Source organism: Thalassospira marina (assembly GCF_002844375.1).
GTDB lineage: Bacteria > Pseudomonadota > Alphaproteobacteria > Rhodospirillales > Thalassospiraceae > Thalassospira > Thalassospira marina.
The window spans coordinates 666,250-681,546 of record NZ_CP024199.1; the positions used below are offsets into that span (position 1 = coordinate 666,250).

Genomic DNA, 15,297 nt, shown 5'->3' on the forward strand with positions numbered 1-15,297 from the left:
GTCAGGCCAGGTCAAAGCTTTGTTCCGGCATGGCAAATCCACAAAAGCCGTCGGCTACGGCATCGGGCTTCGCATAGGCCGGATAGTGATAAAGCCACATTTTGGCTTTGATATCGTCGGGCAGGGTCTTTAGCTGGTCGTAATGTGCATGTACACCCGAATGCCTTGGACCCAGTTCGCAATCCTGAAAAATGATATCGGCCTTGCGGTAATAGGGCATATGGGCATCGGGATCGAAAATCGCATCTGTTGTAACAAAAAAGCGTGTCGATTTTGTTTCGCCAAACAGCGCATATGACAGCATTTTTCCTTCGTCGGCGACAATATGGTCAACAGGCAGGATATCCATTTTAACGTCATGCCAGTTAAAACTGCCTTTTGGCGCCATCGGCTTGACGTTAAAATAGGTGTCCAGGGTGCTGTCGCCATGATCGCTGACTTCAAGGCCGCCCCGCAGGCTGTGTTCCCAAAGCGGTTCGATCAGTTCATCGACCAGATACAGGTCGACACGGTGGCGGCGGAAAATGAAATAGTTGCTAAGCGCGATCCATTCGAGACCGCCGATATGGTCCGAATGCAGGTGGCTGACATAGATGGCTTCAAAATCTTTCGGCCACAGGCCAAGGCGGTGCAGCGCATGGCGCGCATCCGTGCCGCAGTCAATCAGCATGCGTGCCAACTGGCCGGTATCGGTATTCGTGGTTTCCAAAATCATATTGCTTTGGAAATTATCGGCAGCGGTACAGAACGCAGATCCTGTGCCCGCAAAAGTAAGCTTCATTCCCCAACTCCCCTTGCTTTGACAAAATCTTAGACGAGGAATGGTGTTTAGAACCACCTTAATTTATTCAATTTTGCGCCGATTGCACGGTTTTGGGCGGCTTTGCGGGCTTTTGCCTGGCAAACGGCCCGGAAAACCGGGCCAGGGCCTGCAAATTCCCCTGCCTTGGGCGAATTTGGGTTGGGGCAACAAAACCAAAGCGCGCGTGCCGTACCAAAGAACAGGTAAAGGCGATGACTCGTTATATGTCAGTATGTTGTGGAAAATACGCGCTGGGTGCATTTGCGACGTGATGCCGGTGCCGGCGGCGTGATGCCAGTGCCGGGGGACCGGCGGGGATGGTGGCATATTGCGACGACAGGCCCGGCGATGCTGCCTTGGTCGTGGCTGTGTTGATAGGGAATGCTACCAAACAAAAAGGGCCGGCACCAAAATGGGCCGACCCTTTTTTAAATTTGCGACTGTGCCGGTCAGTTAAGACCCTGACGGCCCATATCGAGAAACTTGTCGCGGCGACGGGCCTTGAGAACGCCGCCTTCAAGATCGGAAAGTTCGATCAGGGCTTTTTCGATGGCATCGCCAACCATTTTGCAGGCATTCTGCGGTTCGCGCTGGGCACCACCAAGCGGTTCTTCGACGATTTCGTCAATCACGCCAAGCTGCTGCAGGTCCTGTGCGGTAAGGCGCAGGGCTTCGGCGGCGGTTTTGGCTTCTTCGCCCGAACGCCACAGAATGGAAGCGCAGCCTTCCGGGGAAATAACCGAATAAATCGAGTTTTCCAGCATCAGAACGGTGTTTGCCGTGGCAAGCGCAATCGCGCCACCCGAACCACCTTCGCCGATAATGACAGAAACCAGCGGCACTTTGATATCAAGGCAGGTTTCAATCGAACGGGCAATGGCTTCGGACTGGCCGCGGGCTTCGGCATCGGCACCGGGGAAGGCGCCGGCAGTATCAACCAGGGTCACAACCGGAATGTTGAAACGCTCGGCCATACGCATCAGGCGGATCGCCTTGCGGTAACCTTCGGGTTTTGCCATGCCGAAATTGTGCTTCACACGGGTTTCGGTGTCGCGGCCTTTTTCATGGCCGATAACCATGACGCTGCGCCCACGCAAACGCGCAAGGCCACCAATGATGGCTTCGTCTTCGCCATAAAGGCGGTCGCCTGCCAGCGGGGTGAAATCATCAAACAGGAATTTGATATATTCCACGAAATGCGGGCGATCCGGATGGCGGGCAACCTGGGTTTTTTGCCATGGGGTCAAACGGCCATAGGTGCTTTGCAAAAGCTTGGTCAGTTTGTCTTGCAGGCGCGCAACTTCATCGGCAATGTTGACTTCATCATCATTGCCGCTCAAATGGCGGAGTTCTTCGATCTTGCCTTCGAGTTCGGCGATCGGCTTCTCAAAATCCAGAAAATTGTGCATCAGGACGTCAAATCCGGCTGGGAAACAATGGTGCGGAACATACGTGATCAGTTTGCTACGTCAAGGGTCGAGCAAAAAAAGGCGCGATAAATTCAAGATTCAACCGTATCATTGACCAAATTGCATGAAATATGCGCCCCCAAGTTTGCCTGATGGAAATAATATGTCCACAAATTTGCAGATCACCGAGCTGCTTTCGCCCGATATTTCCGATTTTGACCGCCTTGTGGTTATTTTAAAGGAAGCCTTTGCCTTTCAGGATGGCATCGTAAACCCGCCCAGTTCGGTCAGCCGTGTGGACAGCGCTGAACTGCAATGGCGATTTGACCGTGATACGGTGCTGGTCGCGCGCGATGTTGCCAATAATGGGTTTATTATTGGCCAGGTCTGGATCGAACAGGGGGTGGATGATGCCTATTTTTACAAAATGTCGGTTGATCCGGCGTGTCATGGGCGCGGGATCGGGCAGGCGTTAATCAATGCGGCACTTGATCATGTTGCAAAGGCAGGTCGCCTGACCAAGGCGCGGCTGCATGTGCGCAAGGAACTTGCCGGTAATATTGCCTTTTTTACCCGCTGTGGCTTTGCCATTACCGGCGAAGGCAACCATCCGGGGTTTGATGCGCCAACCTATGTGATCATGACCCGCGATATCCTGCCTCAGGAAACACTTTCCATCGCCTGATCGTGCATGCGCGCCGTTGCCTTTGTCCGTGCTTTGCTGCCTTTGCCTGGGGTTTCGTAACCCGCCCCGGCAGGCTGGGGGGATTTGGCGGATTTCGCCGGTTTGGTTTTGGCATCGGGCTTCGGCGCATAATAGGGCACGTTTTCTTCGCCCCAGTCCTTTAGCGCGATGATGATGGCGCGCAGGCTTTCGCCCTTTTCCGTCAGGCTGTATTCCACGCGCGGGGGGACTTCGGCGTAAACCTCGCGGTGGATAACGCCATCCTGTTCAAGTTCGCGAAGCTGGCGGGTTAACATGCGCTGGGTGACGCCGGGCATTAACCGGCCCAGTTCGTTAAACCGTTTGGTGCCATCAAGCAGGTGAAACAGGACAACGCCTTTCCATTTGCCGCCAATCACCATCAGCGCCCCCTCAACAGGGCAGCCGGGGCTTCGGTTGGGCGGGCAGTTGAAACTGGTCATGTATCCTCCAAAACGGCAGAAAAGCCCAATAGTATACAAAGTGTCACTAGTGGCTTTAATTGTGCGTACTTATCATGGCCGTTATTATGGGGTAGGAAATTGGCATTCGCAAATCAAACCTCAGCAAGGAGGATCGACCATGAAAGCCATTGGCCTGAAAATTGCCCGTCCGGTGACGGATGAAAACCTGTTTGAACAAACTGACATTGAAACCCCCACTGCAACCGGGCATGACATTCTGGTGCGGGTCAAAGGTGTTGCCGTAAACCCGGTGGATTTCAAAGTCCGCCGTGGCAAGGCCGATGATGGTGCCTTCAAGGTGCTGGGCTGGGATGCCGCCGGTGTTGTTGAAGCCGTTGGTGACAAGGTCACACTTTTTAACAAGGGTGATGAAGTCTGGTATGCGGGGGATGTAACGCGGCCTGGTTCAAACAGTGAATTGCAACTGGTTGATGAACGCATTGTGGCCCTGAAACCCAAAAAACTGGATTTCGCAACCGCTGCTGCCCTGCCGCTGACGACGATTACGGCGTGGGAAGCGATGTTTGATCGCATGAAAATCGACCGGACTGCTGTTTCTGCCAATCAGGGGAAAAGCATCCTGATCATTAATGGTGCGGGTGGTGTTGGATCAATCGCCATTCAGTTGGCGAAAATGGCTGGCTTGACGGTGATTGCAACTGCATCCCGCCCGGAAACCATTTCGTGGGTCACGAAAATGGGGGCCGATCACGTGATCAACCATCATCAACCCCTGAAAGAACAGGTTGAAGGGGCCGGTTTTGCCGCCGTTGAGTATGTGCTTTGCACATCGGAAACCGATGAATATTGGGATGTGATGTGCGATCTGGTCGCACCGCAGGGCCATGTCGTGACCATTACCGAAGCCAAGAACAACCATAATGTGGATTTGCTCAAGGCGAAATCGGCCAGCTTTTCCTATGAATTCATGTTCACCCGTTCAATGTTCCAGACCGGTGACATGGTTGAACAGCACAAACTGTTAAGTGAGGTTGCCGCCCTGGTGGATGGCGATGCGCTGCAGGTTACCACCGGTGAAAATTTTGGCGCGCTGACACCCGAAAGCCTGCGCAAGGCCCACGCCCTGCTGGAAAGTGGCAAGGCCATTGGCAAGATCATTTTTGACGGGCTGGGTGCCTGAGGCATTTATAAGCCGGGCAGATAAAGGCCGTAATGATGGCGGGGGTTTTGCCCCGGACAAAGCCAATGCGGCATGAGATAGCAGACCGGACCGGTGATTTTTCGCCGGTCCGGTTTTGTTTTGGCGCGATATTTAAGGGTTTTGGGTGGGATCGCGCAGGAGCTGGTATATCCGTTCGCGCAGCCAGCGATGCATGGGGTGAGTTGTTGTGCGGTCATGCCAGACCAGGGCCATGTCAAAACCCGGCACTGGCAAAGGCGGTGGCAGGATTTGCAGGCGGCCTTCGCGGTTTTGCGCCACCCGTTTGGGGACAAGGGCGATCATGTCGCTTTGGGCGATGATATCGGGCACGATCAGAAAGCCCGGCGCGGAAAGGTAAACCCGGCGGGTTTTTCCCAGTCCTTTCAGGGCGGCATCGGCCGGGCCTTCAAACCCGCCGCCTTCGGGCGAAACCATGACGTGATCAAGCATGCAAAATGTTGCAAGGTCCAGTTTGCCGTGAATGGCAGGGTGGTTGGGCCTTGCAATGGCAACGTAATCTTCGTGGTAAAGATGGCGCATATGCAGGGCTTTTGGGGCGGTTTCGGGTGTGGTCATGGCCAGGTGAATATCGCCCCGGACCATTTCATCTTCCAGATGGGCGGTATCAATGGTGCGCCATGACAGGCGAATGCCCGGTGCCTCGTCATGCATGGCATGAAGCAACGGCAGCAGCACCGAATATTGCACATAATCGCTAGCCGCAATGGCGATGGTTGCCCGGATTTCGGCGGGGTTAAACGGGCTGGTTTCGGCAATGACACGGCGCACAGCTTCGATTGCGTCATGGAGTGGTGCCTGAAGTTCGAGCGCGCGTTCGGTCGGGATCATGCCGCGCTGGGATGGCAGCAATAACGGGTCATTTAGCAGGTCGCGCAGGCGGGTCAGCCGCGCGGAAAGGGCGGGTTGGCTGATATTGAGGCGCTGTGCCGCCCGGGTAACATTGCGTTCTGCCAGCAGGGTATCGAGGGTGACCAGCAAATTCAGGTCAAGCTGTTTGATATCCATTGAAATTATACCAAAACATAAAAACTTTGATTTCAACGATAGCAGGGCAATGGGGAATGATCACCCGATAAAGTGATTTTCCAAAAAGGATGAGACCGTGAAAAAGATCCTGATTGTCCATGCCCACCCCGAGGCACAATCGCTGACATCGGCCTTGAAAGATGTTGCCGTAACCACATTGCGGGCGCGCGGCCATGATGTGCAGGTATCGGACCTGTATGCCATGGGCTGGAAAGCCGGGGCCGATGCCGATGATTTTACCGACATCACGAACCCCGATTGCCTGCGGTATGTGGCGGAATCCCGCCATGCCTTTGCATCTGGCACCCAAAGCCCGGAAATTGCCGCCGAACAGCAAAAACTGTTATGGGCGGATGCGGTTTTATTTACCTTTCCGCTGTGGTGGTTTGGCATGCCTGCCATTTTGAAAGGCTGGTTTGACCGGGTTTTTGCCTTTGGCTTTGCCTATGGTGTTGGCCAGCACGGCGGGGAGCGCTGGGGTGATCGCTATGGCGAAGGTGTTATGGCCGGGCGGCGCGCCATGGTGATTTTGCCCATTGGCGGGCGTGCGCCACATTATAGCGACCGGGGTGTTAATGGCAGCCTGGACGATATTTTGTGGCCGATCACGCACGGAACACTGTTTTATCCTGGCTTTGATGTGTTGCCGGCTTTCCCGGTTTATCAAAGTGACCGCATGGATGACGAAAGATGGCAACAGGTTAAGGTGGACCTGATTGATCGCCTTGATACCCTGTTTGACGCCGAACCGATTGCCTTTCGCACACAAAATGGCGGCCATTACGATGGGCAACAGCGTTTGAAACCCGGCCTTGGCGGGGGCGAGGGCGGCACGCGCATTCATCTGGTGCAGCCGGGCGACCCGGTTGAAACCGTTCCTCGCCCGGCGCGACGTGCCGCCAGCTGATATTGGCATTGCCCGGTTGGGCAGCGGGCCTGTGATGCCCTATTGTGCGTCCTTGGCGGCAATGATGTTGGCCTGATGCACCATGACTTCGGCCTGCTTGATCGATGCGATATCGATCAGGCGGCCATCCAGGGCAACGGCACCAGCCCCTTCATTCTGGGCTTTTTCCATTGCTTCGAGAATACGTTTTGCCTTGGTGACCTCGGCTTCCGATGGGGAATAAACATCATTGGCAAGGGCGATCTGGCTGGGATGGATGGCCCATTTGCCTTCGCAGCCCAGAACCATGGCACGCGCGGCCTGGGCACGGTAACCATCGGGGTCGGAAAAATCGCCAAACGGCCCGTCAATCGGGCGCAGGCCATTGGCGCGCGCAGCCACCACCATGCGGGCAATGGCGTAATGCCACATATCGCCCCAGTGATAATCGCGCGGGGCATCGCCATCTTTATCGGTTAGTACGCCATAATGCGGGTTGGGGCCGCCAATGCCGGTGGTCATCGCCTTGGTCGATGCGGCATAATCGGCCACACCAAAATGCAGGCTTTCATTGCGTTTCGATGCAGCGGCAATTTCGTGAATGTTTTGCATGCCAAGGGCGGTTTCAATGATCAGCTCGAACCCGATGCGTTTTTTGCGCCCCTTGGCGGTTTCGATCTGGGTTGCCAGCATATCAAGGGCATAAACATCCGATGCGGTGCCAACCTTGGGGATCATGATCAGGTCCAGCCGGTCGCCCGCCTGTTCGAGCACATCCACCACATCGCGATACATATAGTGGGTATCAAGCCCGTTGATGCGTACCGATAAAACCTTGTCGCCCCAGTCGATATCATTGATGGCGGCAATGATGTTTTTGCGCGCCTGTTCCTTGTCGCGCGGGGCAACGGCATCTTCCAGGTCCAGGAAAATGGCATCGGCCTTTGATTTTGCCGCTTTTTCAAAAAGTTCGATCCGGCTTCCGGGCACGGCAAGTTCGGACCGGTTCAGGCGTGCGGGTGCCGGGGTCGGTGTGGTGAAGCTCATGTGTTTCTCCTTGCTGCATTGCGCAAAGGCATTGCCGAAAAATGCGCAATGGCGTCAAACCTGTACCGGGGCCTGCCTGGGCAGAAAAAGCGGTCTTTTATAATGTTGTGCCGCCCTGTTGCCGCGCATGTTAGCAAAATTTTCCCGCCCGCGTCCAATTCGACGATGGTGTGAAAGGGCGTGTCAGGTGAATTTTTTGTGCATCGCACTGCCAATGCATTGGAGACCCGGCAAAAACGGGCGGAAACAGCGCCGCCTACGGGGAATTGGCGTGTTTTGCGGCCGGATAATGTGAATAATTATCCGAAATTGAAACTAATGTAGGAATTTTTCAGGTTTTAACTTTATATTGCCGGTCAAATCTCCGGGGAAGATTATAACGGGCCAGGGGTCGGATGCGTCGTGCCTTTTTTGCCTGCATTTCAGTCGGGTTGATACCGCTTGTCATACTTGCTGCGGTAACGGCACTGGTATTTGGCGACAAGGCCGGTGTTTTACCCGATGGTCTTGTGGGTTTTATGCAGTTTCGCCCGTTTATGATGGCGATATTGGGCATCGTGCTGGGCGGCTGGTTTAGCCGGGGCCGCGTTGTTTATGCGATGCTGGTGCTGGCATTTTGCTACTGGTTTTTTATCGGTGCGCCGGTTGTTCTTTCCCCTGAAGGTGTGCGTTTCCTGCGGCTGGCAACTTTGTATGTGGTGCCGGTCAATCTGCTTTTGCTGTCTTTCATGTCGGAACGCGGGGTGTTTCGCAAACGGGGCATTGCCCGGCTGCTGTTTCTGGCATTGCAGTTTTTCGCCCTGATCCTGTTTGCCACCCGGCCAGACCTTGCCAATGCGCTTTATGCCCTTTTGAACACCCGTTTTATCGAGCTTGACGGCGTTGCCAATACCATCCCGCAACTGGCGTTTCTGGTATCTGTGCCGGTTGTCCTTGTGCTGCTGGCAAAGGGGCGGTCGCTGGAATTTGCCTTTGCCTGCACATTGCCGGCGGTTTTTGCCGCCGAACTGGTTGAAACCCGGTATATCCCGTTTGGTTATCTGGCGGCGATGGGCGTGGTTTTGGGCGGTGTGGTGCAGGAAGCATGGCGCATGGCCTTTGTCGATGATCTGACAGGCCTGGCAGGGCGACGCGCCCTTGGCCATGCCCTGATGGAGCTTAGCGGGCAATATTGTATTGCCATGCTGGATGTGGACCATTTCAAAAAGTTCAATGACAGCCACGGCCACGATGTGGGCGATATCGTGTTGCGCAAGGTTGCGCGCGAATTGTCCCATGTGGGGGGCGGTGGCAAGGCATTTCGTTATGGTGGCGAGGAATTTTCCATCCTGTTTTCCGGGCGCGATATGGCCAAGGTTTATGAAACGCTGGAAAATCTGCGCAAGAAAATCGCCAACAGCAAAATCACCCTGCCGGAATCCACCCGTCAGGTGGGGATCACTGTTTCCATCGGGTTGGCCCAGCGCCCCGAAAGTGAAACTGACCCCTGGGCAGTGTTAAAAGAAGCAGACGGCAGGCTATTTTGCGCCAAGGAAGCCGGGCGTAACCGCATATTTGCCGGTTGATGCGGTTGTAATTCATCAGTTATTTTGCATTATTTCAAAATTCATTTCAAATAACGGCGAAAAAACTTCCGATCACGTCATTTTTTGCTTGGATATATTTAGTTTTTATCCGTTTGTCTTGTTTAACTTCTGGTAGTAGCCTTTTCGCATTATTCACCTGCATAAAGGGATATGGCGATGGCGACCATTACCGGGACCAGCGGAGATGACGTGCTTGCCGGAACCAGCGACATTGACCTGATTGACGGGTTGGCCGGGGATGACCGGCTGACTGCCGTTGGCAATGGTGATGTGCTGATCGGTGGTGAAGGGGCAGATACCTTTGTTTTTAACGAACAGGGGCAAAATGCGACCCTGTCCTATGCCGGGTCCGGCGCCGCGATCAGCGTTTTTTATGACCCCTATGCCGCCCACCTTGATGCCAGCGGGGGGGATGCCACAGGCGATAGCGTGACCAGTACGGCTGGCCGCGTTGATTTGACAATTGTGGGATCGGACCATGATGACAGCTTTGATGGCAAAAACGCCGTTTTTGAAGGTGGCGGCGGGGCAGACCATTTTGAAGGATACAATTATGTCAGCTATGCCCATTCCGATGCCGGGGTAAGCGTTAACCTGACCACCGGGGCGGCCAGTGGGGGCGATGCCCAGGGCGACAGCTTTGGCACCTATTTCGGCCTGCAGGGTTTGATCGGGTCTGCCCATGACGACCATTTGACCAATTCGCATTACAGCGCGCAATGGATGGATGGGGGTGCCGGGGATGATGTGCTGACCGGGTCATCATCGATGGATACATTGCTGGGCGGGGACGGGGATGACACCCTGCTGGGGGGTGGTGGAAATGATAATATGGTGGGCGGTGCCGGGGCTGACCATTTTGAAGGTGGCGCGGGTATACTGGATTCCGTGCATTATGATACGGCGGATGCCACAACCGGCGTTTATGTGGACCTTGCCACGGGTGAAGGGCAGGGCGGTGACGCCACCGGCGATACCTATAGCGGTGTTGAAGTGGCCTATGGCACCAGTTTTGAAGACACCCTGATTGGCGATGATGGCGGCAATGTCCTGAGCGGCCTTGGCGGTGATGATTTTATTTTTGGCGGCGGCGGCAATGATTTCCTGCGGGGCGATGAGTTTGGCCTGACCAGCAGTGATGATTACCTTGATGGAGGTGCGGGCAATGACGACCTGGATGGTGGTGCTGGCAGCGACATCCTGATCGGTGGTGATGGCAATGACATCCTGACCGGCGACCTTGGCGGGGACCTGTTAAAGGGTGGGGCCGGTATTGATACCCTTGATTACAATGACCACGGCGAAAGCGGTGTGCATGTCAATCTTGCGACGGGCCTTGCCGAAGGTGAAAGTGCCGACGGGGATGTGTTCGAGGATATCGAGAATCTGAGCGGTTCACGCTATGACGATATCCTGGAGGGGGACCAGGGCCGCAATATGATCGAAGGCCTGTTTGGCAATGATATTGTGCGCGGTGGCGACGGGCATGATGGCCTGCGCGGTGGTGCGGGTGATGACACGCTGGTTGGCGGCGATGGCAATGACCTTCTGACCGGGGATGGCGAAAATGCCCACGGGGTTCATGGTGCCGATACCTTCCTGTGGGAAACATTTGAAGGTGGTGCAGAGCGTGACCGCATCACCGATTTTGGCAGCGAAGACAAACTGCAATTCAGTGCGGAATTCCAGGACAAAGCTGGCATTCACGATTTCACCGATTTCCTTGCCCATGCTGAGCAGAACGATACCGGCGTTTATGTCGATTTCGCTGACGGCCGGCATTACGGCTATGGCGTGCAGATTGATGGCATTGATTTGTCCGATCTGGGGGAAGGCAATGTGCAGTTCGATGACCCTGATACAGACACAGCCGGCGCCGGGATGGGCGATGCCCTGATATAGGCCGCACGCAGCAGGAACCAGCAGCGGGACATTGTGCACTAGTTCCATTGGTCCTACTGGTCCGAGAGTGTGTCTGTAAATCTGGCCTCAATCTGGTGTAAGGGAGCAGGACAATGACAACAACCATCATCGGAACCATCGGCAATGACGTGCTGACTGGCACAGAGAACATTGACGAGATTTATGGCCTTGCCGGGGATGACCGGCTGATTGCGGTTGGCGATGGTGACACCCTGATCGGTGGTGCCGGTGCCGACCAGTTTGTGATCGAGGAAAGCGGCCACACCGCAACCCTGTCCTATGAAGGATCAAGCGAAGCAATTACTGCCGTTTATGGCGGGTATTCGCGGCCCTACTTTTTGCTTGAGGGTGGTGATGCGACGGGGGATTCCCTTGATTTCCCCGAATATGGCACTGAACTTGGCATTATTGGCACCGACCATGACGATATTTTTCGGGGCTACTGGACTGCTGCCGAAGGTGGTGCCGGGGCTGATCACTACTACAACCTGGGATATGACAGTTCGATCAGCTATGCGCATTCGCCCGAAGGTGTTTCGGTCGACCTTAACACCGGTGCGGCATCGGGCGGGGATGCCGAAGGTGACGTGATTGATGCGGTGCATAATCCCCCCGGTCTGATCGGGTCGGAATTTGATGATTATCTGGTCGCGCGGTTACGCGGCAATGGCTCGCTTTCGGGCGGTGGCGGCAATGATGTGCTGATGGGCGGCGATGGACACGATTTCATCCACGCGGGTGATGGCGATGACATCATCCATGGCGGGCCGGGCAATGACCATATCACAGGCGGGCCAGGTGCGGACCTTATTGATGGCGGTGAAGGGGACCGCGATAGTGCGGGTTACACCAATGATGATGCCGTGACAGGTGTGAATGTCGATTTGGGATCGGGCATTGGCTGGGGCGGGGATGCCGAAGGCGATATCCTGATCGGGATCGAGATTGTGCAGGGCAGCCCGCTGGATGACCTGTTGATCGGTGATGAAGGCGATAACGAATTGCGCGGGCGTGGCGGCAGCGATGTATTGATCGGTGGTGCCGGTAATGACCGCCTTGAAGGCGAAGCAAGCTATGACGAAACCAGCGGCGATGACACCCTGTTTGGGGGTGCTGGCGATGATGGCCTGCGCGGCGGTGGCGGAAACGATATCCTGATTGGTGGCACGGGCGATGATGGTTTTAATGGCGGTGAAGGGGCCGATATCATTGACGGTGGCGAAGGAAATGATCTGATTTCCTATGGTTATGGCCGGGTGGATGACCCTGCCGTGCATGTCAATTTAACCACCAATGAAAGCTATGGCGGCGAGGCTGAGGGCGACACCATCCGCAATATTGAAAACATTTATGGCGGCAGCGGTGATGATAGTCTGGTCGGTGAGGCGGGGCGCAATGTGCTGTATGGCGGCCAGGGCGATGATGTGCTGCAGGGGCTTGGCGGGCATGACCTGCTGATTGGCGGCGCCGGTGCCGATATCATCGAAGGTGGCGATGGGAACGATTATCTGGTCGGGGGCTATATGAATAGCGACTATCTTGACCAGGATGACAGCTTTGTCTGGAATGTTTACGAAGGCGGGGCGGAACGCGACCGGATCGTGGATTTTGTCGCGGGGAAACGCGGCGATCATATTGTTCTGGGCGACGATTTTCAGGACAAAGCCGGCATTCACGATTTTGGCGATTTTCTTGCCCATGCCCAACAGAATGATACCGGCGTGTATATCGATTTTGCCAATAACGCCCATTATCAATATGGCGTGCAGATTGACAATATCGCCATTGCCGATCTCGATGAAAACAACGTTGTGTTTGATGACGGTGTGCTTGCGAGCTGATCGAATAATGACGTCGCCTCTGCGTTAACTCTCCTTTGTATCGCTGGCTGCATTCGAGCTGTTATCCGTTGTGCTATGTCAGCGGGTGATTTCGTGTGTTCAAGGTGCTTGAAACTTCAAAAACTGTTCCAAATTTATTTAATTAAAACAATGATTTAATTGGTTATTTTTATTTCTTATCCGTTTGGTTATTTAAACCTTGGGTAGTAACCTTGTGGCTGGTTTTATCCATCGCAAGGAGGTTTAAATGGTAACGATTGTTGGAACGGCTGGTGATGATAGCCTTGCCGGCGCCGAAGGGCTTGATCACGTTGATACCCTTTATGGTCTGGATGGGGATGATCTGCTGGTATCGACAAGCGGTAACGATACGCTGGTGGGCGGAAATGGTGCCGATACCTTTGATGCGGGTGGTCCGGGTGGCAAGACCGTGCTTTCCTATGCGCAGTCAGATAGCCCGGTTTCGATCGAATATTATTCCGATGGTCGCGAGATTGATGAAAATGGCGAGCCACGCGTTGTTTTTAATGCTTCTGGCGGTGAGGCCGAAGGTGACCAGATTATCAATACCAGCCACATTTACAGTACCCAGCTTGGCCTGATCGGATCGGACGGGGATGACAGCTTTACCGGCACCCTGTTTTTCGTCGAAGGGGGAAAGGGGGCGGATACCATCACGATTGACCCGATATTCTATACCAGGCCGACTGTCAGTTACGCCCATTCCGATGCTGGTGTCAGTCTGGATATGAATGATGGCCTTGGTCATGGCGGTGACGCCGAAGGGGACCAGGTTTCCGTTATTGATGAAGATGGCAGACTGGAGATTATCGGCTCGGATTTTGATGATAACCTGGTCGCAGCCGAGGATTCCGGTTTTAGCGCGGTGGGGGGTGCCGGGGATGACCGCCTGATTGGCGGAAGCCAGTTTAACCAGTTTGATGGCGGCACTGGTGACGACTATATGCTGGGCAACCAGCAGGGGGATGAATTTCTGGGCGGGCCTGGTGCCGACTATATGGATGGTGCAGGCAACATTGACTTGCTGAGTTACGCGAATTCAAGCGAAGGTGTTGAACTTGATTTGCGTATTGGCGTTGGGCATGGCGGGGATGCCGAGGGCGATACCATCCTGAATATCGAAAAGTTTACCCTGACTGATCACGATGACGTGGTTTACCTTGCCGATCGAGAAGAAGGGGTGGCACAGTCTGTTTTTGGAGGTGAGGGCGTTGATACAATTTATGGCAGTGCCGGGGGGGACAGACTTACGGGGGAAACCCTTTATGGGGGCGATGGCCACGATAGTCTGAGCGTCTATTCCGGTCGTGATGTTGGCGACAGCGAGGATAATTACCTTAATGGCGGTGACGGCCGCGACAATTTGACCGCCGATGGCATTGGAAATGACATTCTGATCGGCGGGGCTGGCAATGACTCGCTTAACGCCGGTCTTTATGACCGCTCAGCAACCGGAAACGCCACCTTGTTTGGTGGTTCGGGCGATGATTCGCTTAGTAGCTATGGCGGAGGCAGTGACACCCTGTTGGGTGGCAGTGGTGATGATATCATTGAGGGCGGTAATGAGGATGACGTGCTTGATGGCGGAAGTGGCTATGACCTTTTCAGGCCGCAGGGCTATCAGGGGGAACAGCTTTATATCGACCTGATGGAAAATGAAATTCATGGTAGCCGGTATGAGGGGACCGTGATCAAGGGGTTTGAAGACGTTATCGGAACTGGGGCCGACGATACCCTGCTTGCCACAAATGAGGATGATGATCTGCGCGGCCTGAGCGGTGACGATGTGCTTTACGGTCGCGATGGCGATGATTTCATTAGAGGTGATGGTGGCAACGACCTTCTTGAAGGGCAGAATGGCCGGGATCGTCTTGATGGTTCAACCGGCGGCGATACCCTGCGCGGTGGCGATGGCCACGACGTGCTGCAGGGTGGGTATGGCAGTGACACGCTTGAAGGCGGAGATGGCAACGATTACCTGATTGGTGATGTGCATTACCGGTTTTTACATTCCAGTTCCGACACCTTTTTATGGGACGAATATGAAGGTGGTGCCGAACGTGACCGGATTGTCGATTTTCAGATCGATGAAAATGGCATTCATGACCGGGTCCAGCTTTCCGAGAATTTTCAGGATCAATCGGGCATCCATGATTTCCGCGATTTTCTGCAGCATGCCGAACAAAATGACACCGGCGTTTATGTCGATTTCGCCAATGGGTCCGATTATGATTATGGGGTGCAGATAGACGGCATCACCCTTGACGAACTTGGCGAAGAGCATGTCTTCTTTGGGGAAGATACCCTGGTTGGTTGATCTAATGCCCTGAATGAAACGCCCTGATATTGCATCAGGGCGTTTGCCGTTTGGGTGCTATCTGGTGTTGCCTGGGCTGTTTTGGGCGA

12 protein-coding genes are annotated in these 15,297 nt (G+C 54.6%); 7 read left to right on the forward strand and 5 right to left on the reverse strand.

Annotation, left to right across the window (positions count from 1 at the left end):
- Position 1 precedes the first annotated feature (1 nt).
- Complete coding sequence (locus CSC3H3_RS02945; RefSeq protein ID WP_101283599.1) at positions 2 to 781, reverse strand: MBL fold metallo-hydrolase; 780 nt, start codon at positions 779 to 781, stop codon at positions 2 to 4.
- Positions 782 to 1,251: 470 nt separating this feature from the next.
- The gene (locus CSC3H3_RS02950; RefSeq protein ID WP_101263709.1) at positions 1,252 to 2,211 is read right to left on the reverse strand and encodes an acetyl-CoA carboxylase carboxyltransferase subunit alpha; all 960 of its coding nucleotides are present in this window, start codon (positions 2,209 to 2,211) and stop codon (positions 1,252 to 1,254) included.
- Positions 2,212 to 2,374: 163 nt separating this feature from the next.
- Between CSC3H3_RS02950 and CSC3H3_RS02955 the strand changes: the two genes are divergently transcribed.
- On the forward strand, positions 2,375 to 2,896 hold the full coding sequence (locus CSC3H3_RS02955) for a GNAT family N-acetyltransferase (RefSeq protein WP_101283601.1): 522 nt from the start codon (positions 2,375 to 2,377) through the stop codon (positions 2,894 to 2,896).
- Here the strand turns inward: CSC3H3_RS02955 and CSC3H3_RS02960 are convergent.
- The gene (locus CSC3H3_RS02960; protein ID WP_101283603.1) at positions 2,872 to 3,357 is read right to left on the reverse strand and encodes a winged helix-turn-helix transcriptional regulator; all 486 of its coding nucleotides are present in this window, start codon (positions 3,355 to 3,357) and stop codon (positions 2,872 to 2,874) included. The genes CSC3H3_RS02955 and CSC3H3_RS02960 overlap by 25 nt on opposite strands.
- A gap of 139 nt (positions 3,358 to 3,496) precedes the next feature.
- On the opposite strand from CSC3H3_RS02960, the gene CSC3H3_RS02965 reads away from it, so the two are divergent.
- Complete coding sequence (locus CSC3H3_RS02965; protein WP_101283605.1) at positions 3,497 to 4,519, forward strand: zinc-binding alcohol dehydrogenase family protein; 1,023 nt, start codon at positions 3,497 to 3,499, stop codon at positions 4,517 to 4,519.
- Between the two features lie 132 nt (positions 4,520 to 4,651).
- Here the strand turns inward: CSC3H3_RS02965 and CSC3H3_RS02970 are convergent, their stop codons facing one another.
- A complete protein-coding gene (locus CSC3H3_RS02970) occupies positions 4,652 to 5,566 on the reverse strand; it encodes a LysR family transcriptional regulator (protein ID WP_101283607.1) in 915 nt (304 codons plus the stop codon).
- 97 nt (positions 5,567 to 5,663) lie between these two features.
- On the opposite strand from CSC3H3_RS02970, the gene CSC3H3_RS02975 reads away from it, so the two are divergent.
- Positions 5,664 to 6,494 carry an NAD(P)H-dependent oxidoreductase gene (locus tag CSC3H3_RS02975; protein WP_101283609.1) on the forward strand — a complete coding sequence of 277 codons (831 nt, stop codon included), beginning with the start codon at positions 5,664 to 5,666 and terminating at the stop codon, positions 6,492 to 6,494.
- Between the two features lie 39 nt (positions 6,495 to 6,533).
- Here the strand turns inward: CSC3H3_RS02975 and CSC3H3_RS02980 are convergent, their stop codons facing one another.
- Positions 6,534 to 7,520: an HpcH/HpaI aldolase/citrate lyase family protein gene (locus tag CSC3H3_RS02980; protein ID WP_101283611.1), complete on the reverse strand. Its 987-nt coding sequence runs from the start codon at positions 7,518 to 7,520 to the stop codon at positions 6,534 to 6,536.
- Positions 7,521 to 7,915: 395 nt separating this feature from the next.
- Between CSC3H3_RS02980 and CSC3H3_RS02985 the strand changes: the two genes are divergently transcribed.
- From CSC3H3_RS02985 to CSC3H3_RS03000, 4 genes are all read left to right on the forward strand, one after another.
- Positions 7,916 to 9,085 (forward strand): GGDEF domain-containing protein, encoded by a 1,170-nt coding sequence (locus CSC3H3_RS02985; protein ID WP_101283613.1) that lies wholly within the window; start codon positions 7,916 to 7,918, stop codon positions 9,083 to 9,085.
- 177 nt (positions 9,086 to 9,262) lie between these two features.
- Complete coding sequence (locus CSC3H3_RS02990; RefSeq protein ID WP_101283615.1) at positions 9,263 to 11,008, forward strand: calcium-binding protein; 1,746 nt, start codon at positions 9,263 to 9,265, stop codon at positions 11,006 to 11,008.
- Positions 11,009 to 11,121: 113 nt separating this feature from the next.
- Positions 11,122 to 12,870: a calcium-binding protein gene (locus CSC3H3_RS02995; protein ID WP_101283617.1), complete on the forward strand. Its 1,749-nt coding sequence runs from the start codon at positions 11,122 to 11,124 to the stop codon at positions 12,868 to 12,870.
- A gap of 247 nt (positions 12,871 to 13,117) precedes the next feature.
- A complete protein-coding gene (locus tag CSC3H3_RS03000) occupies positions 13,118 to 15,208 on the forward strand; it encodes a calcium-binding protein (RefSeq protein WP_101283619.1) in 2,091 nt (696 codons plus the stop codon).
- Positions 15,209 to 15,297: the final 89 nt, after the last annotated feature.